The 1618-nt window shown below is 66.9% G+C and carries 1 protein-coding gene; it reads right to left on the bottom strand.

Annotation, left to right across the window (positions count from 1 at the left end):
* Nucleotides 1-236: 236 nt before the first annotated feature.
* Entirely contained in the window at nucleotides 237-1178 is a 942-nt protein-coding gene (gene lpxC, locus MFF42_RS23795) for a UDP-3-O-acyl-N-acetylglucosamine deacetylase (RefSeq protein WP_238258274.1), read from the bottom strand.
* Nucleotides 1179-1618 lie beyond the last annotated feature (440 nt).

Here is a 1618-nt window from a genome sequence, read left to right as displayed (position 1 = left end):
GCCGCCGAGCCCGAGGCCGAGGCTGAGGAGCACGGCCGCCATCGCGCCACGGGTCGGGAAGGTCAGAGGCATCGCGGTCAAATTCCCTGTCAGGCCCGGCCGATCGGACGACGGCACGCGACCTACGCGCAGGCTTTCACGGGTGGAGGCCGATTCGGGCGTCAAAACGGCGGGGCGGTGGCAACCGTTAAGGATTTCGCCCGCAACGTTGATCGCGGAACGATGTGGCCTGGCGGTTACAGTTCGGCGGCGAAGGCGGCGATGCCGAGACCGAACTCGGCGCGGGCCGGCTCGCGGCGGGTGCCCTGACCCTCGACGATGGCGTAGTTCGCGCGGTCGGCGAAGAGGGCTTCGAGGATGCCGACATTCATGCGGTGGCCGCCGCAATAGGAGCGGTAGGCGCCCTGGATCGGCAGGCCGGCCAGCGCGAGGTCGCCGACCGCGTCGAGGAACTTGTGGCGGACGAACTCGTCCGCGAAGCGCAGGCCCTCCGGGTTGACGACGGCGGTCTCGCCGACGGCGACGGTGTTGTCGAGGGAGGCGCCGAGGGCGAAGCCCGCCTTCCAGTAGCGCTCCACGTCCTTCATCATGCCGAAGGTGCGGGCGGGGGCGATCTCGCGGCGATAGGCAGCCGGGGTCAGGTCCATCGCCTTGCGCGAACGGCCGATCACCGGGGATTCGAAGTCGATCTCCACGTCGAGGCGGAAACCGCGGTCGATCGGGCGGAGCTCGGCGAAGGCGCGGCCGGCCTCGATGCGGACGGGCTGGAGCACCTTGATCCAGCGCCGCGCCGCGCCGCAGAGGGCGAGGCCGACGCTGTCGATGGCTTCGACGAAGGGGCGGGCGCTGCCGTCGAGGATCGGCATCTCGGGGCCGTCGATCTCGATCAGCGCGTTGTCGACGCCCAGGCCGTAGAGGGCCGACATCAGGTGCTCGATGGTGGCGACGGCGCCGGTCTCGACGTCACCGATGACGGTGCACAGCTCGGTGGCGGAGACGCAGGCGAAGTGGGCCTTGATGAGCCGGTCGTTGCCGGTGGTCGTGCCCGTTCGCAGGAAGGCGATACCGTGGTTGGCTTTGGCCGGGTGGATCGTGATCTCTGCCGGGTTTCCGGAGTGGACTCCGATTCCGGTGAGGGTCACGGACGTTTTGAGCGTTGTTTGTTGGTTCGTCCGCATACCTTAGCCCTCGGCCAGGATCCTTCCTGCGCATCCCCGTTCCGGGGCGCGGTGTGGGAAAGTCCGTCCGCTGCTTGAAGCCTCTGCGAGCGCTGCCGGTCGTTCGACCTTCCGCGCCTTCTGTCGTTCCGGGAGCGTGTATAGCTGTGGCAAACAGGACGGCCAAATCACGGATTCTTACGATCTGTTACAGCCACGGTTTCGCCACGATCTTTGAAAAGCATTTTGTGATCAGTGTCTTAACAAGCAACTAAACCCGGGATCTTGCGATCCCGGGCCTGTTGCCGAAACACCTCACTCTAGGCCGATGGGGGCATGGTTGCCCCCACCAATCCACAGCCGATCGGCCTCTCAGTTCGCCTGACGGCGGAGGAAGGCAGGGATCTCGAGCTGGTCGTCTTCCATCATCCGCGGCGGCAGAGCGCGGCCCTGCGCGTCCA

Origin of the sequence: Methylorubrum podarium (genome assembly GCF_022179745.1) — a bacterium.
Classification (GTDB): Bacteria; Pseudomonadota; Alphaproteobacteria; order Rhizobiales; family Beijerinckiaceae; genus Methylobacterium; species Methylobacterium podarium.
Note: the sequence above shows the minus strand (reverse complement) of the source record. Positions and strands in the feature narration are given on the sequence as shown.